At 59.4% G+C, this 23,648-nt stretch carries 16 protein-coding genes and 2 tRNA genes; 5 read left to right on the top strand and 13 right to left on the bottom strand.

The window, feature by feature from the left end; all coding sequences use genetic code 11:
* Nucleotides 1–276: 276 nt before the first annotated feature.
* The 4 genes from HMPREF2894_RS00385 to HMPREF2894_RS00370 all read right to left on the bottom strand — a co-directional run bounded on the left by HMPREF2894_RS00385 (nt 277) and on the right by HMPREF2894_RS00370 (nt 6,647).
* Nucleotides 277–2,277 (bottom strand): adhesin, encoded by a 2,001-nt coding sequence (locus HMPREF2894_RS00385; RefSeq protein WP_070677307.1) that lies wholly within the window; start codon nt 2,275–2,277, stop codon nt 277–279.
* A gap of 748 nt (nt 2,278–3,025) precedes the next feature.
* Nucleotides 3,026–4,852: an LPXTG cell wall anchor domain-containing protein gene (locus HMPREF2894_RS00380; RefSeq protein ID WP_070677304.1), complete on the bottom strand. Its 1,827-nt coding sequence runs from the start codon at nt 4,850–4,852 to the stop codon at nt 3,026–3,028.
* 539 nt (nt 4,853–5,391) lie between these two features.
* On the bottom strand, nt 5,392–6,192 hold the full coding sequence (locus HMPREF2894_RS00375) for an SDR family oxidoreductase (protein WP_049342076.1): 801 nt from the start codon (nt 6,190–6,192) through the stop codon (nt 5,392–5,394).
* Nucleotides 6,193–6,332: 140 nt separating this feature from the next.
* Nucleotides 6,333–6,647, bottom strand: a complete 315-nt coding sequence (locus HMPREF2894_RS00370) for a hypothetical protein (protein WP_044150362.1) — start codon at nt 6,645–6,647, stop codon at nt 6,333–6,335.
* A gap of 204 nt (nt 6,648–6,851) precedes the next feature.
* Here HMPREF2894_RS00370 and HMPREF2894_RS00365 point away from each other — a divergent pair, with 204 nt between their 5' ends.
* The 4 genes from HMPREF2894_RS00365 to HMPREF2894_RS00350 all read left to right on the top strand — a co-directional run bounded on the left by HMPREF2894_RS00365 (nt 6,852) and on the right by HMPREF2894_RS00350 (nt 12,605).
* Nucleotides 6,852–7,166, top strand: coding sequence for a hypothetical protein (locus HMPREF2894_RS00365; protein ID WP_070506110.1), 315 nt, complete (start codon nt 6,852–6,854; stop codon nt 7,164–7,166).
* A gap of 19 nt (nt 7,167–7,185) precedes the next feature.
* Nucleotides 7,186–9,918, top strand: a complete 2,733-nt coding sequence (gene valS / locus HMPREF2894_RS00360; RefSeq protein ID WP_070677301.1) for a valine--tRNA ligase — start codon at nt 7,186–7,188, stop codon at nt 9,916–9,918.
* Nucleotides 9,919–10,474: 556 nt separating this feature from the next.
* The gene (locus tag HMPREF2894_RS08980; protein ID WP_141754513.1) at nt 10,475–10,876 is read left to right on the top strand and encodes a hypothetical protein; all 402 of its coding nucleotides are present in this window, start codon (nt 10,475–10,477) and stop codon (nt 10,874–10,876) included.
* Nucleotides 10,877–11,057: 181 nt separating this feature from the next.
* Nucleotides 11,058–12,605 (top strand): LssY C-terminal domain-containing protein, encoded by a 1,548-nt coding sequence (locus HMPREF2894_RS00350; protein ID WP_070677298.1) that lies wholly within the window; start codon nt 11,058–11,060, stop codon nt 12,603–12,605.
* A 173-nt stretch (nt 12,606–12,778) separates the two neighbouring features.
* Here the strand turns inward: HMPREF2894_RS00350 and HMPREF2894_RS00345 are convergent, their stop codons facing one another.
* The 9 genes from HMPREF2894_RS00345 to HMPREF2894_RS00305 form a co-directional block, all read right to left on the bottom strand.
* Nucleotides 12,779–13,420, bottom strand: a complete 642-nt coding sequence (locus HMPREF2894_RS00345) for a DsbA family oxidoreductase (protein ID WP_049345615.1) — start codon at nt 13,418–13,420, stop codon at nt 12,779–12,781.
* Nucleotides 13,421–13,605: 185 nt separating this feature from the next.
* A complete protein-coding gene (gene clpX, locus HMPREF2894_RS00340) occupies nt 13,606–14,973 on the bottom strand; it encodes an ATP-dependent Clp protease ATP-binding subunit ClpX (protein WP_065425265.1) in 1,368 nt (455 codons plus the stop codon).
* 461 nt (nt 14,974–15,434) lie between these two features.
* Nucleotides 15,435–16,124 carry an ATP-dependent Clp protease proteolytic subunit gene (locus tag HMPREF2894_RS00335; RefSeq protein WP_012903382.1) on the bottom strand — a complete coding sequence of 230 codons (690 nt, stop codon included), beginning with the start codon at nt 16,122–16,124 and terminating at the stop codon, nt 15,435–15,437.
* A gap of 5 nt (nt 16,125–16,129) precedes the next feature.
* Entirely contained in the window at nt 16,130–16,783 is a 654-nt protein-coding gene (locus tag HMPREF2894_RS00330) for an ATP-dependent Clp protease proteolytic subunit (RefSeq protein ID WP_005505718.1), read from the bottom strand.
* Between the two features lie 319 nt (nt 16,784–17,102).
* Nucleotides 17,103–18,404 (bottom strand): trigger factor, encoded by a 1,302-nt coding sequence (gene tig, locus HMPREF2894_RS00325; protein ID WP_070677295.1) that lies wholly within the window; start codon nt 18,402–18,404, stop codon nt 17,103–17,105.
* 107 nt (nt 18,405–18,511) lie between these two features.
* A tRNA-Pro gene (locus HMPREF2894_RS00320) sits at nt 18,512–18,586 on the bottom strand.
* Between the two features lie 304 nt (nt 18,587–18,890).
* Nucleotides 18,891–18,961, bottom strand: a tRNA-Gly gene (locus HMPREF2894_RS00315).
* Between the two features lie 73 nt (nt 18,962–19,034).
* Nucleotides 19,035–19,919: an Fpg/Nei family DNA glycosylase gene (locus HMPREF2894_RS00310; RefSeq protein WP_012903379.1), complete on the bottom strand. Its 885-nt coding sequence runs from the start codon at nt 19,917–19,919 to the stop codon at nt 19,035–19,037.
* A 118-nt stretch (nt 19,920–20,037) separates the two neighbouring features.
* Complete coding sequence (locus tag HMPREF2894_RS00305; RefSeq protein ID WP_005505713.1) at nt 20,038–20,529, bottom strand: ribose-5-phosphate isomerase; 492 nt, start codon at nt 20,527–20,529, stop codon at nt 20,038–20,040.
* 373 nt (nt 20,530–20,902) lie between these two features.
* Here HMPREF2894_RS00305 and pepN point away from each other — a divergent pair, with 373 nt between their 5' ends.
* Nucleotides 20,903–23,452 (top strand): aminopeptidase N, encoded by a 2,550-nt coding sequence (gene pepN / locus HMPREF2894_RS00300; protein WP_049352419.1) that lies wholly within the window; start codon nt 20,903–20,905, stop codon nt 23,450–23,452.
* Nucleotides 23,453–23,648 lie beyond the last annotated feature (196 nt).

Genomic DNA, 23,648 nt, shown 5'->3' with positions numbered 1-23,648 from the left:
AGTGTGATGAATCGTCGTGTGACTCCTGCGCCCAAAGGTCGGAAGTAGGCGCAGAATAACGGTTCTCTGATATCGGTGACCGGAGGCGCTTCACAGCGACTCCTCACCTCGGGTGAACGAGGTGGTAAAGAGTGATAGTACCGTCTATGACAGCACTCTAAATTATAGGTATAACCTTAGAAAAAGTTAAAGATGTAGGGACGCCCGAATCTTGCATTTCGGACATCCCTACATCTATATGCGTATTTTGCCTAGTGGGGCAATAATTGCTCCGTTTTAGCGGCGAGAACTGAGCCGCATCTCACTACGGCGACGGCGGCTCAAACGCATACCGGCAAGCAGTGACAGCGATCCAGCTGCGCTAATGACCAACATATTGGAGGCGCCGGTAGCCGCCAACTGCTCGCGCTTCTGCTGGGCACCGGAGGCAACCTTCTGGGAGCCAGATGCCTGTGCTTCGGCCTTCTGCGCGTTGCCCTTCTGCGCTTCAACCTTCTGTGCAGAGGCGTTCTGTGCAGGGACATTCTGCGCGGGAGCACCCTGATCGCTAGCCGGAGCGTCATTCTTCTGCTCAGCGCCGCTCTCCCCCGCTTTCTGCTCGGTAGCAGAAGCCTGATCAGCCGCAGGCTCAGTAGGCACCGAAGCATCGACCGCGGGAGTCTCGACCGCGGGAGTGTCGGCTGCGGGAGCCTCGACAGTGGGCGCATCCTGCTCAGGGGTAGTGGGCAGGGGGGCTGCGGGCTGGCTATCCACGCCATCGCGTTCGACAGTAAAGCCGCCATTGACCATGCGCACAGTACCCTGCTCATCCTCCGCCACAGCACTCACACGGTAGGTAGTGCCGGGCTTGAGTGCCGAGCCAGGAATCTGCACCTGGGCAGTGAAAGCACCGGAGGCATCAATCTCAGAGACATCAGCCGAAGCAATCACGCCGCCGATTGCCACACCGTATTCGTCGACAGCACTAACCATCAGGTGTACCGAGCTGACACCGGTGAAGCCCTCGCCACGCAGGGTCAGGGTCTTAGCTGAGTCGTTTTCAGGAACTACGGTTTCTTCTACGTGCAGGCGGGCGGTCATCACGGGGTTAGAGGTGTTGTTCTGTTCTTTAGTGGTGTCGTGGACGCGGTCAAAGACGGTATTGCGCGGCAGGCTGTAGTGGCGGCGCAGGTCATCCTCGGGCAATACGTGGTCGAACTTCTCGGCGAGGCTCACGGCAACTACCTGCTCAGAATCAGCCTGGGCGTTCTGCGCGGGCTGCGCTTCCTCTGCAGGCTGCTTCTTCTCGAACTGTGCCTGCTCCGCCATTGCACGCTCAGCGGTAGCAACCGGAGCGGAGCCATTCTGTGCATTCCAACCATTCATGAAGGGAACCTCAACTTCCTGGGCGGTGTAACCATTAGCGGCAGAGGGCGCAACCTCAATGCTCAGCACGTAGCGCAGGTCTTCGTGAACAGCCTGCACTTCTTCCAGCCTGGATCCGGGCACTTCAATGCCGTCCAGGAGGGTGCCGTTCATAACGTCGGCACGCGCGGGAGAGGCAGCGAGCAGGATGCGGTTACCCTGGCTATCCAGGGCGTAGGTGTAGGTCATGACTTCAAAAGCCTGCGCCTCACCCAGACCGGTGACCTTGTAGACGACAAGGTTCTTATCCTGCGGGATTTCCAGCTGCCCCGAAAGAATCTGAGCATTGAGCGGCTCATCCTGAGTATTTGCGGGCAGCAGCTCCAGCGGTGCGGAGGAGTTGTAGGAGGGGTCCTCGGTTGCATAACCCTTACCGGGGTCGACCACGGCAGTTGCGACGACGTACTGCTGGTTGGGGTCGAGGGTACCTGCGGGCAGGGTCACCTGGGTACTGAAGCGGCCACCGTCCACATCGAGTTCGGGCACGAGGGTCATCGTCACTGCGGAGCCGCGACCCAGTGCGTAGAGGGGGTACTGGCGGTATTCGCTCACGTACACCGCCACACCGTAACGTTCAACGGCACCGCCGGTGAAGCCTTCACCGGTGACGGTGATGCTCTGGGAACGTGCCGGGTTAATGACGACACCCTGCTCGACGTACACCTGCGGGGAGGTTTGGGTGGCAACGTTTTCGATGGGGGTTGCGTTTGTTGCGGAGGGGGGATTGTCGGGTTCTACCGCAGTCGATGAAGCAATTCCGCCATTATTTTGCACCTGCACATCTGCGTGCGCAGCACCAACACCGGTAACGGACAGGACGGATGCAGCAATAGCGGCTGTTGCACGGGTTTTTGAGTGAGCGGGTTCGGGCATGGAACACACCTTTTCTGTGAGTGTGAACGATACCCTCCGGAGGGTGCCACGGAGTGAAGATGGTTGGATACCTCTTCAGGAATGAACACTATAACGCACGGACTAGTCATAACGTTCATGTAATAGTGGAAGTTACCACGAAGGGAATCGCTCTATTTATCGGTAATTCCACACTAACAATACTTTTTAGATTATTGCTGTAAATACGCTTTACGTCCTGACTATTTTCTTGTGCAATAACCCACATGGAATATTTTTTACTCTCCAGAACAGCATCAAGAGCACTCAAATTGCATGGACTAGGCGAAATTTTTCAACTCTCCATTGAGGCTCAAGGTTTTATTGCATGTATATGCATTTTTAATGGATTTGAGATAAAAATATTCTGCACATTCATGCATTTAATTTATTTCTTTTGAGTGAAAAAATTGCAGGTCACAGCGCTTTTCCCCGCACATTGATTAAAAGCGTGCGTACCAATAACCACGCACAAAATAAGTCGACAAAATCATTCCGTTACGCCAGCCTGCACCCCCAATACGGAAGAGCTACCCCTCTCACCCCGCTTGCCACACACAACTACCCCCCCCAGATCCAAAGAACAGCTCAACAAAAACTGCTGGCACGCAAAAAACTGCTGGCATGCAAAAGTGCCGCCAATACCCTTTCAGAGTATTGGCGGCACTTGAATCACTCACCTTACGGCGAGTATCAGATATTCAGAGCCTAGCCTATAGAGGCTGAGCTATTAGAGGCTGCGGCGGCGCAGGAGCATCAGTGCGGCACCAGCAATCAGAGCTGCGGCGCCAACGCCTGCGATACCTGCAACACCCTCAGCACCGGTGTGTGCCAGCTGCTGCTTCGAGGAGGAGGAAGCCTGAGCCGAGCCCTTGGTGCCGGAGACGCCTACAGTGTGGCCCTTGGAGCTAGAGGAGGTAGCAGCGGATGCGTTACCAACCTTAGCCTTGGGTGCCTGAGAAGAGGGCATGCGGGTCTCGGTTACGACAACCGAACCGTCTTCGCGCATTTCAGCGGTGAAGACGCTGGTGGTGCCGTCGCCGTTATCGCGAACGGTGGTGCTCTCGTCCTCGGTAGCTGCCGGCAGGGTCGGTGCGGGGTTGTTCGCATCGCTCACGGTGGCGGTGGTGACTGCAACCTGGTGTACCGGGCCGTTGGGGTCGCTGGTTGCCACCATTGCGTAGGCGTAACCGGGCTGCAGCAGTTCAGCAAGAACGCTGACCTTGACGCGGAAGGTGCCGTTCACGATTTCAGAAGCGGGTACGTCGTGGGTTGCCAGAGCGTCGCCGGTGATGTTGCCGTTTGCATCCAGGCGGAAGATAGCGATCTGCACACCGTTAGCGACGGACTCGTGGGTGAAGCCGGAGCCGTTGAAGGTCAGGACGTTGTACTGATCGTTCGGGTTCAGGGAAGCGTCCTCGGTGGTGAGGGTTGCGTTCTCGGGTGCTGCGGGAGCCTCCGGAGCGGGGGTCTCGTCAGCCTTGGGGGTCTCAGTCTTAGGTGCTTCCGGAGCAGGAGTTTCTTCCTTGGGGACCTCAGTCTTGGGAGCCTCGGGTGCCGGGGTTACGGGAGCGGGAGTCTCGTCAGCCTTGGGATTCTCAGGCTTGGGAGCTTCAGGGGCGGGGGTCTCTTCGGTCTTCGGAGCTTCGGGAGAAGCGGAATCGGTGACCTTGAAGGAGGAGAGAGCTACGAGCTTCTGATCGGGCTGACCCTGCGGGTTGCTGACAGCAACCAGAGCGTAGGATGCGCCTGCGGGCAGCTTGCTTGCCTCAACGGTGAACGCGGTCTTGAAGGAGCCGTCCTGAATCTGGTCTGCAGACACGGAAACGGTAGCGATAGCATCGCCGGTGACCTGCTTGTTCGCATCCAGTGCGTAGATGCTGACCTGAACGCCGGGACCAACCTTCTCACCGTAGAAGCCGGTGCCAACAACGTTCACGGTGTTGAACTGTGCATCACCGGGGAAGTGAGCATTCTCAATAACGACGGAGGGATCAGCCTGCTTTGCCTCGGGAGCCGGGGTGGAGGGGGTGGTCGGCTCAGGGGTTGCAGGAGCAGTGGGGGCAGGAGTCTCTGCCTTGGGGGTTTCAGCCTTGGGAGCCTCGGTTGCCTCAGCCTTGGGGGTCTCAGCCTTGGGGGTCTCGGTTGCGTCAGCCTTAGGAGCCTCGGTTGCCTCAGCCTTAGGAGCTTCGGTCTTGAGTGCTTCAGCCTTAGGTGCCTCGGTTGCAGGAGCGGTGGGGGCAGGGGTCTCAGCCTTGGGTGCTTCGGTCTTCGGAGCCTCAGCCTTGGGAGCTTCGGTTGCCGGAGCAGTGGGGGTAGGAGTCTCTGCCTTAGGTGCCTGGGTTGCCTCAGCCTTAGGAGCCTCAGCCTTGGGGGTCTCGGTTGCGTTGCCACCAGGCAGGGAAGAAGTCTGAGCAGTTGCCTTCTGGTCGACAACCTGCTGCTGCTGGTCAGCGGGTGCTTCTGCCGCAAAAGTTGCCGGGATTGCTGCCACGGAACCGGCAGTAAAGGCTGCCGCTGCTGCGATCTTGTAAACGCGACGGGTAGTCTTCGACATTTTTCCTCGATCTCTGATTATCGGTGTTGAGCCTACCGTGGTTCGCCCCCGTCTTTGAAGGTGCAGTAGACCCATACATGGGTGTGACTGCTAAAAGGCTAGCATTTGCCCCTGGATGTTTAGCATGCTTACCGTCATCTTTGCCCAACTGTAACGAAATCGTTATAAAACCACCCCTAAAGTTGAGAGTTAATACAGACCAATTATGGTGTTTTGTGGTCATGTACTGACATATGAACGCCGGCAACCCTACATTTTGATTGCATTTGAAGAAAATATAATACTTTCCATAGATGATTTCACCCCAACTATTTCACCATGGTGAACCTTAAAGTCTCACGTACCACTTTATAGTTCCATCAAGTACTCCTTGATACCTCTCCCCCACCTATTCCCGCCCCGCTTGGCACCCGGATCAAAGCTCCACACAAGCCACAGACCTCCCCGCGTACAAACAAAAAGCCTCGCCCGCATCCTAAGAATCAGGAATGCAGGCGAGGCAAGTTACCCCCGCATCAGCGGACGCAAGAGCACAAAGCTTAGCTCTCCTTGCGAATCACCTTGAACTGGCTCGGCTGCGCCACCGGGCGAATCGTAATGCGGTCAAGGTTCACGTGGTGCGGAACGTTCAACGCAAAGGTCACGGTCTGCGCCACGTCCTCTGCGGTCAGCGGCTTCTCAACACCCGCATAGACGCGCTCGGCGGCTTCCTTGGAACCCAGACGATTTAGGGAGAACTCCTCGGTGTGCACCATGCCCGGGCAAATCTCAATCACGCGAACGTTATGTTCCGCTTCTTCCAGGCGGAGCGCCTCGGTCAGGCCGCGAGCGCCGAACTTCGCCGCGTTGTATCCGGCGCCGCCCTCGTAGCCGTGCTCGGCAGCGGTGGAGGTCAGGTTCAGGATCGTGCCGTGACCGTTCAGGCGCAACGCCTCCGCGAAGGCACGCACCATGTGCAGAATACCGAGCACATTCATCTGGTACATCTTCAAATAATCGGTAGGCTTGCCGTCGGCAACCTTATCCACGCCAATAGCACCACCGGCAATATTGACCAGGGCGTCAATGGTGCCCTGCTCCTCCAGGATCTGCTCGGCAATAAAGCGGACGGAATGCTCATCGGTCACGTCGCAGGTCACCGGGTGAGCGCCGGTTTCCGCGTAGAGAGTGTAGAGGCGGTCGGTGCGACGAGCCAGAGCATAAACGGTCCAGCCGCTTGCTACCAGCTGCTGTACGGTGGCTCGACCAATACCGCTGGATGCGCCGGTCACCACGGCAACTTTGCCGTCGCCGGTATGGGGCAGGAAAGGAGATGCAGGAATGTGGGTGTTCTCAGTCATACTTTAATCCTAGTAGAGTGATGCCCGCGGGTGCTCTGTTCGAGCAGACTCGCGGGCATATATTTTGAAATTTTCGATAGTGAGATAGATGCCGACAATGCCACCATTCAGGACGAACGGTACAGGCGCTGTCACACCTACTACTTGCGGCGACGAGGCAAACCCCAACGACTCCTGCCGCCGTCACGGAACCCGAGGCGGTGCTCAAAATACACGGGCGAGCTACTACCGGTCTTGATGGTGTCCGGAGGGACCGTGCCTTCACGCGCCGACATCAGATAAAGAATCGCGGCACCGGGCATGAACGCAATCAGAGGCAGTACGAAACGCATACGCGCCTCACCGTAACCGCTACGCACCGTCAAATGCCAGACGCACAACGCAACCAGCACCAGGTGCAGTATCAGCAGAACGGTTTCAGACGTGCCCAAACCAAAAATACTCAGAGAACTCATTGGCAACTCCTCAAAGGTCGTGTATCTTCAGTCTACGCCGCGCCCGCTCTGCTGAGAAGGATTCGTGGGCATTGATACTGCAGATTTTCGCGCATACACTGCAGGTAATCAGGGGCAGCAATATTAGGGGGTCTCTCCCCCATTACCGTTTCCACCGAGTTTGTCACTGAATCGCCAATTACTCCTCATATAGGGAGCCTCCACATGACAGCAACACCGCACCAGCACATCACCGACCTTAAAGAGCAGCGCCGCACCCTCCAGCAGCGGGCGCGCAGCATCCGTGCCACCACCGGACTCCCCTACAGTTCCGAAGTTCACCTACTGCTCGGGCAGAGCTACCTCGACCCCGCCAGCTGGCAGGATCTCACCGCCTCCGGCGGGGTACGCGCCGCAGTGCGCAGGGCACAATTTGTGAGCCGGTACCGGCACCTCCTGGCGCGCCTAGAAGCCGCCATCGAGCGGTACGAACAGCACGGTGCGGCGCAGAATTCCCCTGGAGCTGAGAGAATGCCGTGAATATGAGAAAATAGCCGTTATGGCTGAAAACATTTTGGGCTCAGACTCGCCCGTACAGATTAACGTTCCCGACCGCCCCGCCCTCGAAGGCCTCGAAGAGAAGCTCTCGCAGCGCTGGGCCGACGAGAAGACCTACGCATTCGACGAGAACACCACTCGCGAACAGGTCTACTCCATTGACACCCCGCCGCCGACCGCATCCGGCTCCCTGCACGTGGGTCACATGTTCTCCTACACCCAGACCGACGTCATTGCACGCTACCAGCGCATGACCGGCAAGAACGTGTTCTACCCCCTCGGCTGGGATGACAACGGCCTGCCCACCGAACGCCGCGTTCAGAACTACTACGGCGTTCTCTGCGACCCCTCCGTGGCAGACAACGACTCCTTCCGTGACCTGATCACCTGGAAGGCAGACGGCACCCCCAAGCCCGACCGCAGCCAGGCAAAGTGGCCGCGTATCTCCCGCAACAACTTCATTGAACTCTGTGAAGAGCTCGCGGTTGAAGACGAGAAGGTCTTCGAAAACCTCTTCACCACCCTGGGTCTGTCCGTTGACTGGTCGCGCACCTACCGCACCATCGACGCGCACTCCCGCAAGGTCTCCCAGCTCGCCTTCCTGAAGGACCTGGAAGCAGGCAACGCCTACATGGCTGAAGCACCGACCATGTGGGACGTCACTTTCCGCACCGCAGTGGCACAGGCTGAGCTGGAAGACAAGGAACGCCCCGGCGCGTACCACCGCATCAGCTTCCACCGCCCCAACGGCGAGAAGGTCTGGATTGAGACCACCCGCCCCGAGCTGTTGCCCTCCTGTGTGGCTCTCGTGGCGCACCCGGACGACGAGCGTTACAAGCCGCTGTTCGGCACCACCGTCACCTCCCCGCTGTTCGGCGTTGAGGTCGAAATTAAGGCGCACCCGCTGGCACAGCCCGACAAGGGTGCCGGTATCGCCATGATCTGTACCTTCGGTGACACCACCGACGTCACCTGGTGGCGTGAACTGCAGCTGGACACCCGCGCCCTCATCGGTCGCGACGGCCGTTTCTCCCGCGAAACCCCCGAGTGGATCACCTCCGCTGAGGGCCGCGAGCGCTACGAGCGTATGGCTGGCACCACCGTCTTCACCGCACAGAAGACCGTCGTGGAAATGCTGGTTGAGGCTGGCGAAATGGACGGCGACCCCAAGCCGATTACCCACCCCGTGAAGTTCTACGAGAAGGGTGACAAGCCCCTCGAAATCGTTGCTTCCCGTCAGTGGTACATCCGCAACGGTGGCCGTGACGCTGCACGCCGCGAGAAGCTCATCGAGCGCGGCCGTGAGATGAACTGGTACCCCTCCTTCATGCGTAGCCGCTACGAGAACTGGGTTGAGGGTCTGAATGGCGACTGGCTGATTTCTCGCCAGCGCTTCTTCGGCGTTCCCTTCCCCGTCTGGTACCCGCTGGACGCTGAGGGCGAGCCGGACTACGAGAACCCGATTCTGCCCACCGAAGAGATGCTGCCGGTTGACCCCGCATCTCAGGCTGCTCCCGGTTACACCGAGGATCAGCGCGGCGTAGCGGGCGGCTTCATCGCTGACCCGGACGTTCTGGACACCTGGGCTACCTCCTCTCTGACCCCGCAGATTGCGACCGGCTGGGGTGTGAACCCGGACCTGCACGCGAAGACCTTCCCCATGGATCTGCGCCCGCAGGGTCACGACATTATCCGTACCTGGCTGTTCTCCACCGCTGTTCGCGCGGAGACCCTGGCGTCCTCCGTGCCGTGGTACAACACCGCGCTCTCCGGCTGGATTCTCGACCCGGACCGCAAGAAGATGTCCAAGTCCAAGGGCAATGTTGTGGTCCCGAACGAGGTTCTGGAGAAGTACGGTTCGGACGCTGTGCGCTACTGGGCTGCTTCCGCTCGCCTGGGTGCTGACACCGCCTACGACGAAGGCCAGATGAAGATTGGCCGCCGCCTTGCCATCAAGCTGCTGAACGCATCCAAGTTCGTGCTGAACCTGGGCGCTACCGAGAAGTCTGTCATTACTTCTCAGGCTCAGGGCCGCGTGCTCATCAACGCCCTGGACCGCTCCCTGCTGGCTCGCCTGGCGTACCTGATTGAAGAGGCAACCGCAGCGTTTGAGAAGTACGAGTACGCTCGGGCCCTGCAGATTTGCGAGAGCTTCTTCTGGTCCTTCACCGACGACTTCGTTGAGCTGATTAAGGACCGTGCGTACGGTGCTCGCGGCGAAGAGGAGCAGGCTTCTGTTCTTGCCGCACTGGCAACCACCCTGGATGCTCTGCTGCGTCTGTTCGCTCCCTTCCTGCCGTTCGTGACCGAAGAGATTTGGTCCTGGTGGCGTGCAGGTAGCGTACACCGCGCCGAGTGGCCGCAGGCACTGCCCATCCTGGAGGGCACCCTGCTGGCTGAGTACTCCGCACAGAACCCGACTGCTGGCATTTCTGCTCAGTGGGTCCTGGCGGACGCTGACCCGGCTCAGATTGAGTCGCTCAAGCAGATCCTGCCGGATGTTGCTGAGGCTCTGGGTGGTCTGCGTAAGGCTAAGAGCGACGCGAAGGTCAAGCAGCGCACCGAGGTTGAGTCCGCTACTATTGCGGCTCCTCAGGCTCAGCTGGATTGCATTGCCGCTGGCTTGGCTGACCTGAAGGCTGCCGGTAACGCTCGTGAGCTGTCCCTGGTGGCAGCTGAGGGCGAGCTGGAGGTTCGCGACGTTGTACTCGTTGTGGAAGAAGCAGCTGAGTAATCGAATCTAACGTTCATTGCTTAGTGACATAACACCGAGTTGGTGTTGAGGACGGGGCGGTACCGATTGACGGTACCGCCCCGTTTTCTGTGTCTGCGGTTCGTTGGTTTCTGCCGGCAAGATATTCGGAAAGCATGATGCTCGGCTGCGGGCGGTGCTTTGCAGGGTGCCTTTACGACTCTGACTAGAGGCTTTACACATTCGGTACCCGCGGGTGCCCGTACCCATCCCTAGCACCTTCACAACCTCCTCCCCCAATAATGTGGGTTTTAGTCTGCTGTTCTGTAGGGATTATGTGGGATTTTCAATCCCTTTTTCTGTTCATCAATGTGCAAAGAGCATAATCAACCTTATGAGATTGACTGTCACTTATGTATGATTGTTGATGCGAGGGTTTTACCATTAGGAACAACCCTCTATTCAACTTCAGCAACAGACAAATCACCGGTACGAGCAAGACATACCCCGACCAACCGCACGACAATAAACCACCCGTCAGGCGCAGCGATGCGTCCTGACTCTGACCCGCGCCAAAGTAGGCGCACCCCATATCCTCATGAATTCATACTCATCCTCTTCCGGATTACCGAACAAACCCCAGGCGAGGCAGAGCTCAACCCCGAGCTCACCGCCAGGAGCGCAAGCAAACATTTCCCCCGATCAGCTTCAGCACTACCACGCAAGCCTGAACGAATACATCAGCCAGGCACGCGAACACGCCCGGGCACTACGTGACAGCTACACCAACGAAGTGTACGACCTGTGGCATCAGCACATTTCCACCAGCGCCGCCACCGATGAGGCGAGCATCGCCTCCGGTTCGTTGACCGCTCAGCAACTTGAGGAACTGACCCGCAAGTGGGTGCGCCTCATGCGTGAAAGCCGCGACATGCTGCACCACGAAAGCTCCATTGCCGCCGCACGCGCCGCTGTGGAGGCTAAGCCCCTCCCCGAGTAGGGTCACCCTTTATTTCTTTCGCGCGGCAACGCCAGCACTCCGCGTTGTACCGCGTTTTTCTGCGGCGGGGCTATCGAGCCAAGCGATTAAGCCCTGCCCGGAATGCGTACTTCACATAACCTGCCCCTTGCTATAGTTATGGATATTCAAAGACCCTAACTATGTTGCAGAAAGGGCGGGAATGTCCCACCAAAAACGCGTCCTGCGGCCTATACGTAGCGATGTTGCTCCCCCAGTTACCTCGCCACCGGTTTACCGTGGCGATATTGACACGCGCGGTGCGGCGCAAGACCTCGTGCCGCGTAGCTTGTGGGTTGATTTCTGGGACACTCTCTTCTTTATCTTCGCCGGCGTCGCCGCCCTCGTGCTGACCTTCATGATTCTGGCGAATACGGTCGGCCACTCTTTTTGGGGCGTGCCCATCGCCTTTATCTTCTGGGCGGTCACCGCGTACCTGACGCTACCGCGTTTTCACGCCATCATGACCCGCATCTACGTGCCCGATTACTTCATTGGGCGCACCCGCACCCCGGACGGCCTGCTCGGCGACCCGGTCAATATCGGCCTGATTGGTACCGAGGAGCAGATTCACCAGGTCATGCAGGATGCAGGCTGGACCCGTGCTGACGACGTCACCCTCGTCTCCTCGTGGAAGATTATTATCTCCACCATCACCCGCCGTTCCTACGCGGAGGCGCCCGTCTCCCCGCTGAAAATTTTTGGTAAGACGCAGGCTTTCGCCTACCAGAAGGAAGTGGACGGCAACCCCGAGAAGCGCCACCACGTGCGCTTCTGGAAAACCCCGGACGGCTGGCTTCTGCCGGGCGGTCACCAGGTGGATTGGTTGGCGGCGGGCACGTACGACTCCGGTGTGGGTTTCAGTTTCTTCACTCTGCAGGTCACGCACCGCATTGACGCTGAAACCGACTTTGAACGCGACTACATTGTGGAGTCCATTCAGTACGCCCACCCGGAAACTCACGTTGAGATTCTGCACGATTTTTCCTCCGGCTACCATGCCCGTAACGGCGGCGGTGACGCGATCCGCACGGACGGCGCGCTCCCGGTCATCGTGCTGAACAATGAGGGCCTGGAGCCGCAGGAGCAGGAAGAAATTCACCTCTCCAGCGCGCACGACCTGGCGTACCGCATGCCGCTGAGTCTGCTGGTTGGTTCGGGTATGCTCATCGCCGTGACCCTCGCCGATATTGTCAACAGCGTCATTCTGGCGCTCAGCCGCCCGGCTCTGCGAGCCAAGCTGCTGGAGGAAGGATCCGGCGACGATCTTGATTTGCTGAGCCTATTCGATCAGGTGGATAGCGACGTGCTGCTGACCATCACCAGCGCGGTGTTGGTGGGCTTCGTAGCCGTCTATTCTGCGGCCCACCTCTTCCTGCTGTGGAGCACGCTGCGCGGCTCCTCCAAGGCTCGCCGTCTGGCCCTGCTACTGACGGCGCTAAACTTCATGGCGATTACCGGCGGCGTGCTGTGGGGACACCACTCCCTGCCGCTGTCCACGATTTTCTTCCAGCTGGGCGTTGCGGTGTTCGCAATGTTGGCGTTCACCTCGGACGAGGCGGTCCAGTACACCGCGACCCGCACCTTCCACATGCGCGACACGAAGATTGTGCAGCGCGCGACGCACCCGAAGGTTCTGGAGCGCAGGGCTCAGCGCAAGGCGCAGAAAGCACGAAAGACGGTTTCTGAAAACCGAAGCCGCCAAGTCTGACCCGCATCCGGCAATTCGGCACCGTTAGACAGAAATTACCGCCCGGTCAGTGTGACCGGGCGGTACTTTTATGCTCTGTTGAGGCTCTATCGCCGAGGGGCTCTGCCGAGCTCGGGGTTTTCGAGTCTTGGGGCTTCAGTCCCCGGCGTTTCGAGCCTCAGTTCCCGCTGTGTTTAGGCTTCGCCGTCCTCGCCGTGGAAAATCGGGCCCACGGTGCGGGGGCGCTTGAGCTCAAAGAAGCCGGGGTAGGAAGCCAGCGCCAGGGCGCCGTCGAAGAGCTTACCGGCCTCTTCACCGGCAGGGCTCGGGGAGATGACCGGGCCGAAGAAGGCGGTGCCGTTAATGGAAATCAGCGGAACACCCACATCGGTGCCGCCCACGGTCTTCAGGGCGAGGTCCAGAGAAGCGCGCATCTGCTCGTCGTACTTGTCGGTGAAGGCCACATCCGCCAGCTCTGCGGGCAGGTTGACCTCTTCCAGCGCCTTGACGATTGCGTCGCGGTAGGAATCTGCCTTGTTGTCGTTGTGGTGAATCTGCTCGCCCAGAGCGTCGTAGAGGGGCTTGATGACCTCGTTGCCGTGCAGCTCGCGCACAGCGGTAATGAGGCGGGTCGGCGCCCAGGACCGGTCCATCGCTGCCTGGTAGTCGGCGGGCAGGTCGCGGCCCTGGTTGTGCATGGACAGGGAGAAGGGACGCCAGGTCACCTCAATATTGCGGACCTTCTGCACCTCGCCAATCCAGCGGGAGGTAATCCAGCACCAGGGGCAAATCGGATCGAACCAGAAATCAACCTGTGCGGGGGCGTTCTCAGCCATGGGTGTTCCTCTCTTGTACGGATGCGCGTACCGCCCGTGCAGCCCGGCACCCTGTGTTCACCTTTAATATCTGCACCAGCCAAGCCCGCGGTTTCTGAGCGCGGCACCTGCTAGTGAGCCGTCACCCCGTATAACCGGGGCGACGGCTTCTTTATTCCCTGGCCTCTTCGGCCGGAAGTATTCGATTAGGCCACCTTGCGCCCGGCCTTCGCGGCCTTCAGGGAGGCGGTCTTCGCCTCCCCCTTCACGGTGCGGGTGGTCTCGGGGTCCGGTGCCTGCAGCACGTAGCGGGGTTCTGCCCCGTTGAGCACGGTGTCCTCACCGATGACGATAGACACCACGTCGGTGCGGTCCGGGATGTCGAACATAATCGGCTGCAGAATCTGCTCCATCATGGAGCGCAGGCCGCGGGCACCGGTACCACGTTCGGCGGCGAGGCGCGCAATAGCCGCGACTGCTGCGTCGTCGATGATGAGTTCCACGCCGTCCAGGGCGAAGAGGTGACGGTACTGCTTGAGCAGCGCGTTCTTCGGTTCGGTCAGCACGCGAGCCAGCTCTTCTTCGTTGAGCTCGCTCAGGGTCGAGATGACCGGCAGGCGACCAATCAGCTCGGGGATAATGCCGTAATGCGCCAGGTCCTCGGGCATGATCTGATCCAGCGGGTTCTTTACGGAACCGCCCAGCTCGGCACCGAAACCGATGCCACCGGCACCCACGCGGGCTGCAATGCGGTCGTCAATATTGTCGAAGGCACCAGCCACGATGAAGAGAATGTTCGAGGTATCAATCTCAATGTTCGCGTGCGCCGGGTGCTTGCGGCCGCCCTCCGGGGGTACGGTCGCCACGGTGCCCTCGATAATCTTCAGCAGCGCCTGCTGCACGCCCTCACCGGACACGTCACGGGTGATGGAGAGGTTCTCGCCACCCTTGCGGGCAATCTTGTCGATTTCGTCAATGTAGATGATGCCGCGCTGAGCCTTGGCAATATCGCCGTCAGCGGCGTTAATGAGGCGCAACAGAATGTTCTCCACGTCGTCACCCACGTAACCCGCCTCGGTGAGGGTGGTTGCGTCAACCAGGGCGAAAGGCACATCCAGCTTCTTCGCCAGGGTTGCCGCCAGGTAGGTTTTACCGCAGCCGGTCGGGCCGAGCATCAGAATATTCGACTTGCCCAGCTCCACTTGCTCCCCCGCGGTCGCCGAAAGAATGCGGGAGGTCAACACCGGGTTATCAATATCGTGGATGCGCTTGTAGTGGTTGTACACCGCCACCGCCAGGGTGCGCTTCGCCGCGTCCTGACCGATGACGTAGTCGTTGAGGTAGCTGTAAATTTCGCGCGGAGTAGCCAGCTGAGGCGCGGGCGCAGCGGCGGGGGCCTTCACCTTCAGACGCTCTTCAGCGAGGATCTCTTCGCACAGCTCCACGCATTCGTCGCAGATAGAAACATTCGGGCCGAGCACAATCTTAAAAACCTGCGCGCGAGTCTTCTTGCAGAAGGAGCATCGCATGCTGGCGTTGGGCTGTTCGGGAGGCACAATGACGTCTGTGGCCACGAAAATTCCCTTTCGATCGGCGTGGTGAAATCGGCGCAGAAGGGTCAGTGACCTGATGTCTGCGGTGATTTCTCAGGAGGAGCACCGGCGGGTGGTGGGCGCCCTAGTTTGAGTGAGAAAACGGTATGAAATACTCGAATTTTCTCCTTTTCTAAGGCTACCGGAGTTCACCCCGGAACCAAGAATTACGCACCGCAAATGAACGGACTTACCGGGCATATGACAAAGCGCGTCTTTTATGACGGCGGCAGGAACTTCCACACCCCGATATGACGGTGATTCACAAGGGTAAAGTGCAGGTCAGAGTCACCTACTGAAGCACCACACGGAGACCCACCAAATACACCCACGGTGCACAAAAAGAAGCGGCACCGCACCGCGCACCAGCCCGAAGGCTCGCACACGGGGCAATGCCGCCCCTCCCCCGAAAAATACTCGGGGATATTCCTCAAAACTAAAGTTTAGGTGTGGGAAATAGCGGTGTTGGTCGCAGGCTTACGCAACTTACGAGACTCCAGCACCTTATCGACCAGGCCGTACTCCAGAGCAGCAGCCGCAGTCAGAATGTTGTCACGCTCAATGGAGCGGTCAACTTCCTCGTAGGTCTTGCCCGAGTGCAGCGCCAGGGTCTGTGCAGTCCACTCACGCATACGCATAACCTCGTTCGCGTGAATCTCAATGTCAGATGCCTGACCGCCCTGCTGGCCGCTCAGAGCGGGCTGGTGAATCAGCACGCGAGCGTTCGGCAGTGCCAGACGCTTGCCGGGGGTACCGGCAGCCAGCAGAACCGCCGCAGCGGATGCCGCCTGACCCAGGCACACGGTCTGGATCTCGGGGCGGATGAACTGCATGGTGTCGTAGATAGCGGTCATTGCGGTGAAGGAGCCGCCGGGCGAGTTGATGTACAGGGTGATGTCACGCTCGGGGTCCTGTGCCTCCAGCACCAGCAGCTGAGCCATGATGTCGTCAGCGGATGCGTCGTCCACCTGGGTGCCCAGGAAGATGATGCGGTCCTCGAACAGCTTTGCGTACGGGTCCTGACGCTTGTAACCGTAGGGGGTGCGCTCCTCGAAGCTGGGGAGCACGTAGCGGTTGCTCGGCATAGCCGGCGCCGAGGTGGTGATATCGTTCGGCAGGTAGTTCATGTGCATCTCCCTTATGCGTTCTTCGATTCGGGCAGCTTACCGGCGGTGGTGGCAATGTGGTCGAAGAAGCCGTATTCCAGGCCTTCTTCCGCGTTGAACCAGTTGTCGCGGTCGTTATCCTTCAGGATGGTCTCGAGGCTCTTGCCGGTGCGCTCAGCGGTAATCTCTGCCAGGCGCTTCTTCATGTCCAGAATCAGCTCAGCCTGAGTGCGGATATCCGATGCGGTACCGCCAATACCGCCGAGGGGCTGGTGCATGAGGATGCGGGCGTTCGGGGTTGCGTAGCGCTTGCCGATGGTGCCTGCGGTGAGCAGGAACTGACCCATGGATGCTGCCATACCGGTCACCACGGTCACCACGTCGTTCGGGATGAGCTGCATGGTGTCGTAGATAGCCATGCCGGCGGTGACGGAGCCGCCGGGAGAGTTGATGTACAGGTAGATGTCTGCCTCGGGGTCTTCAGCCGAGAGCAGCAGCATCTGGGAGCAGATGAGGTTGGCGTTGGAGTCGCGCACCTCGGAACCGAGCCAGATAATGCGCTCCTTCAGGAGGCTGTTGTAGACGTAATCTTCCTGGGCACCAACGATGGGGGTTGCCATAGACGGCGCGGGCGCCACGCCGGCTGCCTGGGAGGCGCCGATGGGCAGAGGCATGTAGCTGGACATTCTTCCTCTTCTTCTCTAATGGGTCTTCGCTGCATCTTTGCGCGATTTACGCGCCGGAGCGCACGCGAAAAGTTTCGTTGCTACTACCTTACCGATAGTTGCTCTCCCCCGCTTCCCTTCGGGTTGTTCGTTCGCCAGGGGGTGAAGCAGAGGCGAAAACCTCGGTACGGAATAACTTGAGGGCGGAATAGTTTGGGGTGAAAAGAGCCTCAGCGGGCACCCAACCGGTAATTCGGTGGATGCCCGCTGAGGCTACACGTTTCAAGCAATCAGCTCACGCCCTCTAGCGGGGTGGCTTTTTGCAGACCGTGGCGGGGATTTAGGCAGCTGCCTCTTCGCCCTCGCCCAGGTACTTGGACAGGTCAACAACGTTGCCCTTGGTGTCCTTGACCACTGCGGTCTTCAGCACTGCTGCCAGAGCCTTGGAGCGGCGAACCTCGCCGACCAGTGCGCCAGCCTGGCCGGAGCCGTCCAGCATCTGTGCGAACTGGTTGGGGTCCATGCCGTACTGGGAGCTCATGGTGATGATGTAGTTGATCATCTCAGCCTGGTCAACGGTCACTTCTTCCTTGTCCGCAACAGCGTCGAGAACCATCTCGTTCTTGAACGCGGTCTCGGTGTTCTCGCGAACCTCGGCGCGGTGCTCCTCGGTATCGTGGCCTGCTTCAGCGTTGGGGTTGTTGAAGTGCTGCTCGAGCTGGTCCTCGATAACCTTCTCGGGGACGGGAATCTCGACGAGCTCAACGAGCTTTGCGAGGACCTTGTCGCGTGCCTGGGTACCCTGCTCGGCAACCTTAGCTTCTGCAACCTGCTTCTTGATGTCTTCCTTCAGCTCGTCGATGGTGTCGAACTCGGAAGCCAGCTGTGCGAACTCGTCGTCAGCTGCGGGCAGCTCACGCTCCTTAACTGCGGAAAGCTTGACCTTGATGACTGCCTGCTCGCCTGCGTGCTCGCCGCCGGAGAGCTTGGTCTCGAAGGTTGCGTCCTCGCCAGCAGACAGGCCGGTCAGAGCCTCGTCAATGCCGTCGAGCATGGTGCCGGAACCGATCTGGTAGGACAGGTCGTTTGCTGCGTCTACCTGCTCGCCGTCGATTTCTGCGGCGATGTCGATGGTCACGAAGTCCTTGTCAGCTGCGGGGCGCTCAACGGTCTTCAGGGTGCCGAAGCGCTCACGCAGAGCGTCCAGTGCCTGAACCTCGTCCTCAGCGGTGACCTCTACCTCGTCAACCTCAACCTCGAGACCCTCGTAGTTGGGCAGCTCGATTTCGGGGCGGACGGTGACGGTGATGGTCAGCTTGACGTCTGCCTCACGGTTCTCGGTGGAGGGCTGGGACTGAACGTCCAGCTCGGGCTGTGCCAGGGGGGAGAGTTCGTTCTCGCCCAGTGCCTGTGCGTAGTAGTCGTTCAGAGCGTCGTTCAGGGATGCCTCGACGATGTAGTCGAAGCCCGCACGCTGCTCGATGAGCTGCTTGGGCAGCTTACCCTTGCGGAAGCCGGGAACGCTGATCTGACCCGAGAGGTTCTTGTAGGTGCGGTCCAGGTAGGGCTTGAATTCTGCGAAGGGAACCTCGACCTCAATCTTTGCGAGGGTCGGGTTGAGCTTCTCGACGGCGGTCTTCACGTCCGTGATCTCCTCATATAGTTTCGGTGCGGCACGAATCGTGTGTGCCGCGGTTGCTTAGTGGAAAGAGCGCCACGACCCTGTAGCGTCGCGGCAACCGTTTCACGTCGGGGCGACAGGATTCGAACCTGCGATCTCCTGCTCCCAAAGCAGGCGCGTTAGCCAAGCTACGCCACGCCCCGTGAAACCGACCGTGTTGCGCACTTGCGTGTTTAACACAGTCAGTGCCCTAGTTTACCTGTTTTCCCGCTAAATGCCCAACACAGCGGCTCGTGCGCGGTTTATTTCCACTGAGCGCGTACTCCCCTATCTCCCTTGGTTTTGTAGGGTGTTTTGTGTGGATGCGAGGTGGAGGGGATGACGAGCTGGAGCATGCGGATTCCGAGCGCGCGAGGAAACAAATCCGCATGCGGAAGGGATTCCCGTCATCCCCTCGAGGGAAAAAGAAAGGGCCTCGACGCGAAAGCGTCGAGACCCTAAATCTCGAGGGGATGACGGGAATCGAACCCGCGTAATCAGTTTGGAAGACTGAGGCTTTACCATTAAGCTACATCCCCGGAATGGAACTTGACTATAGTAGCGAGGTTCCATCTGGGCTGTCAAATATTTGAGTAGTTTTTAGACCTGTTTTCAGACCTGGCAGCCGGGGCACCAGTAGAGTTTACGGCCGGCAATTTCTTCCATGCGGATGGTGGTTCCGCAGCGGCGGCAGGGCTCGCCGTGGTGCATGTACACGTAGTTGGCATGGTCGGGCCACGCTTCGGTTTCGGGTACGCCGGGGCGGTCTTCGGGTTCGGTGGTGATAATGCGCCCCACGCGCACGCCAATGACCAGCAGGTGTTTATTGTCTTCCCAGAGTCGCTCCAGTTCCTCGTCACTGAGGCTCTTGCCGGGGCGTAGCGGGTCAATTTCCTGGCGGTACAGCGACTCGGCGCGGAAGATATTGCCCACGCCGGAGATTGCCGCCTGGTCCATCAAAATCACACCAATCGGGCGGGAGCTCTTGCGTGCCGCGCGGTAGAACTGTTCGGGGTCGGCGTCCGGGTTGAGCGGGTCGGGGCCGAGCTTGGAGCGGACGGTGCGCACCTCCTCCGGGGTGAGGGTGCGGCAGATAGTCGGGCCCACCAGATCCGCCCAGCCGTGCTCCGAAACAATACGGCAACGCACCGTACTCTTCGGTTCGGGAGGACCGGCGTAGGGCTGCTCCTCCCCCGCCGCATATTCCTTCTCACCAATCTTGCGGGGCGCGCCAATGCTCGAAGCACCCGTGAACGTCTCGTCCCCGCCGAAGCTCCAGTTACCGTAAATACCCAGGTGCACGTTCAGGGTCAGGTCGTTTTCGAAGGTCACGAACAGGTGCTTACCGTGCGCGTATGCCCCGGTGATGGTGTGACCGTCCAGCAGGGCGGCACCCTCAGTGTAGCGGCCCTGCGGGGAGGAAACCTGCACGCGCTCGCCGGTGAAGACGTCGCTGATTTGGCGGGCGATACGGTGGATGGAGTGGCCTTCGGGCACGGGTTCTCCTCGAAAACTTGTGGGCTGGAAATAGCGCGGCTAGAAATAGTGCGGATTATATGGGGCGCAGAGACGACTGAGGCGCATAGCCTGCACTATGCGCCTCAGATTTTAGAGCTTAGGCAGCGTCAATCTGCTTGCCGGCAATGTCGCCGGTCTGCTCGTACTCAGCCAGCTGGCCGATACGGCGTGCGTGACGCTCCTCGTTGGTCCAGGGGGTAGCCAGGAAGACCTTGATGATTTCCAGTGCTTCTTCCTTGCTGTGCTGGCGGCCGCCCACAGCTACAACCTGTGCGTTGTTGTGCTCGCGAGCCAGTGCCGCGGTGTCGTGGTTCCATGCCAGAGCTGCGCGGATACCATCAACCTTGTTCGCCGCCATCTGCTCGCCGTTACCGCTACCGCCCAGCACAATACCCAGGGAGTCCAGGCCAGCCTCGCGGTCACGCTTCACACCAAGGGCTGCATTAATGCAGAACGAGGGGTAGTCGTCCAGCGGGTCGTAGTCGGCGGGGCCGTGGTCAATCATTTCGTAGCCCGCAGCGGTGAGGGACTCAATCAGGTAGTGGCTCAGCTCGAGGCCAGCGTGGTCGGTTGCGATGTGTACGCGCAAGGTACTCTCCTGGTGATTTGGTGTGACGTGCGTTTGTGCGTTCGTGGGAGGCGCCGGGTCTCAGTTCTGAGCGCCGTTGCTAGAGTGCGCCGCGCATCCATCAGGTGGGATACGCTTCCCCGTTTGGGTTTTTTCTGTCTTAACTGTATCGAATTCGCGCGGGTTCGGGTAATGCGAAGCCTTCTATACCCCCACCTATACGGTAGACTGTGGGATATGGCACTTTTTGGTGTCCCGATTCGCCGCGCCCAAGCTTGAAGGCCTCCAGCGCTACGTATGCAGCGTCGCAGGAGCCGCGCACCTCGGGAACCAGCGCACCATGACAGGGCGTGTCAACACGGCACGCTATTCACATCTAAGGAGAGGGAGCTGTATGCCCGGCCTGAACCTAACCCGCAATGAGGCAATCGAACGCGCATCCATTATTAAGCGCGTGCACTCGTACCGTATTGAACTCGACCTTCCGAAGGACAAAGACGTCTTCTCCTCGAAGGTTGAAATTCGCTTCGACGCTCAGGAAGGTGCCTCCACCTTCATTGACGCCATCACCTCCTCGGTCAAGTCCATTAACCTCAACGGCGAAGAGCTGAGCACCGACCTGGCGGACGGCGAGCGCATCCAGCTGCCGAACCTTGCTGCTGAGAACACCCTGGTCATTGACGCAGAGATGTTCTACACCAACACCGGTGAGGGTCTGCACCGTTTCGTGGACCCCGCCGACGGCGAAGTGTACCTGTACTCCCAGTTTGAAGTGCCGGACTCCCGCCGCGTGTTCCCCGTCTTTGAGCAGCCCGACCTGAAGGCTGAATTCGAGTTTATTGTGCGCGTTCCCTCGCACTGGGTGGTTGTGTCTAACCAGCCCGAGGTGAAGGTTGAGGAGAAGGAGTGCGGTTGCGGCCGTGCGAAGACCTGGTTCTTCAAGCCGACCCCGCGCATGTCTTCGTACATTACCGCGATTGTGGCTGGCCCCTACGAGAAGGTCACCAGCGAGCTGACTAACTCTGAAGGTCGAGTGATTCCGCTGGGCGTGTACGCTCGTAAGTCCCTCATGCCGTTTGTGGATGCTGAGGACATGTTTGAGCTGACCCGTCAGGGCTTCGAGTTCTACGAGGAGCAGTTCAAGACCCCGTACCCGTTCGAGAAGTACGATCAGCTGTTCGTGCCCGAGTTCAACGCCGGTGCGATGGAGAACGCTGGCTGCGTAACCTACCTGGAGACTTACGTCTTCCGCTCCAAGGTTGCGGAGGCTCTGCGTGAGCGCCGCGCTATCACCGTTCTGCACGAGCTGGCTCACATGTGGTTCGGTGACCTGGTCACCATGAAGTGGTGGAACGACCTGTGGCTGAACGAGTCCTTCGCTGAGTTCATGTCGACCCTGGCTGCTGCGGAGAACACCCGCTACGCGAAGGAGGCGTGGGCCACCTTCGCCGCGTCGGAGAAGACCTGGGCGTACCGTCAGGATCAGCTGTCTTCGACTCACCCGATTGTGGCTGAGATCCGTGACCTTGCCGATGTTCAGGTGAACTTCGACGGCATTACGTACGCGAAGGGCGCTTCGGTGCTGCGTCAGATGGTGGCGTGGGTTGGCCAGGAGAACTTCATGGCTGCTCTGAAGGTGTACTTCGATAAGCACAGCTGGGGCAACACCGTTCTTGACGACCTGCTGGTTGAGCTGGAGCGCACCTCCGGCCGTGACGTGCGTGCGTGGAGCGCTAAGTGGCTTGAGACCGCTGGTGTGAACACTCTCGCCGTTGAGATTGAGAACGACGAGGCTGGCAACATTTCGAACCTGGGTATCCGCCAGTCCTACGCTGAGGGCTTCGAGACTCTGCGCCCGCACCGTGCGGTAATTGGTTTCTACAACCTGGTGGACGGTAAGCTGACCCGCACCGACCGCATCGAGCTGGACATTGACGGCGAGCTGACCGTGGTTGAGGAGGCTATCGGCAAGAAGCGCCCCGACCTGCTGCTGCTGAACGATGAGGACCTGGCGTACGCTAAGATTCGCCTGGATGAGCGTTCCATCGAGACCGCTATCAAGCACCTGGGCGACATTGATTCGTCCGTGGCTCGCGGCGTGGTCTGGGGTTCGCTCTGGGATACTGTGCGTGACGCTCAGATGCCGGCACGTAAGTACGTTGACCTGGTGCTGAACAACATCGGTAAGGAGACCAACTCCACCGCTCTGCGCACCCAGATCAACAACCTGTCCGCTACTCTGCACTCCTTCGTAGCTCCTGAAGCTCGCGAGGAGACCCGCCACCGTGCCGCTGACCGTCTGTGGGAGCTGGCATGCGTTGCAGAGCCCGACTCGGATGCTCAGCTGCAGCTGCTGCAGGCGTTCATCAACCAGACCCGCACCGAGGAGCAGTACGACAACGTGCAGCGCCTCTTCGAGGGTGAGCTGACCCTTGAGGGACTGGACATTGACGCTGACCTGCGTTGGAACCTGGTGTGCCGCCTGGCTACCGGTGGCCGTTTCTCCGCCGAGCAGATTGCTGCGGAGCTGGAGAACGACAACACCGCAAACGGTCAGCAGTACGCCGCTCAGGCATACGCGTCGATTCCGACCGCGGAGGCTAAGGCTGAGTACTGGAACAAGATCATGGTGACCGGCGAGCTGTCGAACATGATTCAGCGTTACGCTATTTCCGGTTTCAAGTCCGGCAAGCCCGAGCTGATTGCCCAGTACGATGAGCCGTACTTCGAGCAGATTGAGGGTATTTGGCGTTCGCGTTCGCACGAGATTTCCATGCAGATTATTGGTGGCATGTACCCGAGCGAGCCGACCGCTGAGCTGCTGGAGCGTACCGAGGCGTACCTGGCATCTCTGCCTGAGGATGCTGCGGCTCTGTACCGTCAGATTGCGGAGGCACGCGACGGCGTGGCTCGTGCGCTGAAGGTTCAGGCGGCTGACATTTAACAATGCTTGTGAGCTGAGGCGGGTTCGCCACCTGCTCTCATGGGTTTTTGCTCATAGGTTTTTATTCGTCCCCTTCTACCCCGATTCGGGGTGGGAGGGGACGTTTCTATATGGGGGTTTATGCCGGTTCTATTTTGAGTTGTGCCCCAAGTTGCACACCGGTTTGCGCACCGAGTCTAATTCTTGTCACTGCGGT

Origin of the sequence: Rothia sp. HMSC066G02, from assembly GCF_001813145.1 — a bacterium.
Lineage (GTDB): Bacteria > Actinomycetota > Actinomycetes > Actinomycetales > Micrococcaceae > Rothia.
Note: the sequence above shows the minus strand (reverse complement) of the source record. Positions and strands in the feature narration are given on the sequence as shown.